The 1,577-nt window shown below is 67.0% G+C and carries 1 protein-coding gene; it reads left to right on the forward strand.

The window, feature by feature from the left end; genetic code table 11:
* Positions 1-428: 428 nt before the first annotated feature.
* On the forward strand, positions 429-1,577 hold a 1,149-nt coding region (locus EF903_RS32240; protein WP_125548493.1), incomplete at its 3' end, for a DEAD/DEAH box helicase family protein.

Here is a 1,577-nt window from a genome sequence, read left to right on the forward strand (position 1 = left end):
ACGCTCAGGGTAGTTTGTGAGTCAGGTCAGGGCGACAGATTTCACAGGCTCCTCGTTGGGCCTGTACATCGCTGCGTGGGACGGACTGAACATCATGGATCTCGTCTCCTCTCCAACGAGCATACCGCTGACCGTCTTTGATTCCTTCACAGTTAGGCGTCCTGTGGTAGACGTTCCCGCCTTTGGTGACGTAAACCCTCCGGGGAAGCTCCGATCGCGCTGTTCGGCAGTGGTCACAATGGGAGCTGGGCAGGAGCATCACTTCACAGAAGTCTTCGTCCATACTTCCCATTTTCTCGCACCGATGCCTCCCTGACCACCTCATATAGGTCAACTATCGCCCCGCCATAGGCCCTTGGCAGCGTTAAGCCGTCGCTTGCCCCCTCCATATCGAGTCTGTCAAGAGATGCATGTGAGGTTCACTCTCGATGATCCAGCTCCGTGAGCACCAGGTCGATCAGAAGTCAGCGTTCCGTAAATGGGTGGGATTCCCTGCAAGGTCATCTGTACCCCCGCAGGGGGCCCGGGGCACGATCGTGTCCGCGACCGGATCGGGCAAGACGATCACGGCAGCCGCGTGCGCGCTGGAGTCCTTCCCGGGCGGCCGGATCCTCGTCACGGTCCCGACCCTGGACCTGCTCGCGCAGACCGCCCAGGCATGGCGCCAGGTCGGCCACCGGGCCCCGATGATCGCCGTGTGCTCGCTGGAAAATGACTGCGTGCTCAACGAACTGGGCGTGCGCACCACCACCAACCCGATCCAGCTCGCCCTGTGGGCCGGGCACGGGCCCGTGGTCGTGTTCGCCACGTACGCCTCTCTGGTGGACCGGGAGGACATCGACGCACCCGAGGGCCGGCGGAAGGTCCGCGGGCCGCTGGAGGCCGCCCTGGCAGGCGGGGAGCGGCTCTACGGGCAGCAGATGACGGGCTTCGACCTCGCCATCGTCGACGAGGCCCACGGCACCGCCGGCGACCTCGGACGGCCCTGGGCCGCCATCCACGACAACGACAGGATCCCGACGGACTTCCGGCTCTACCTGACCGCCACCCCGCGGATCCTGGCGGCGGCCCGGCCGCAGAAGGGCGCCGGGGGCGAAGAGCTGGAGATCGCGAGCATGGCCGACGACCCGGACGGCACCTACGGCGCGTGGCTGGCCGAGCTGGGGCTCTCGGAAGCGATCGAACGGGGCATCCTCGCCGGGTTCGAAATCGACGTCCTCGAGATCCGGGATCCGTCGCCCGTCCTCGGAGAATCGGAGGAGGCGCAGCGGGGCCGGCGCCTGGCACTGCTACAGGCCGCGCTCCTGGAGCACGCGGCGGCGTACAACCTGCGCACCGTCATGACCTTCCACCAGAAGGTCGAGGAGGCCGCCGCGTTCGCCGAGAAACTGCCCGAAACGGCCGCCGAGCTGTACGTCAACGACGCCTCCGACGCCGATCGGGCGGCCGCGGAGAGGCTGCCGAAGTCGTCGATCGAGGCGGAGTTCTACGAGCTGGAAGGCGGCCGCCACGTACCCCCGGACCGGGTGTGGTCGGCATGGCTGTGCGGCGACCACCTCGTCACCGAGCGCCGCGAG

Source organism: Streptomyces sp. WAC05292 (assembly GCF_003949955.1).
In the GTDB taxonomy this organism is placed as follows: Bacteria; Actinomycetota; Actinomycetes; order Streptomycetales; family Streptomycetaceae; genus Streptomyces; species Streptomyces globosus.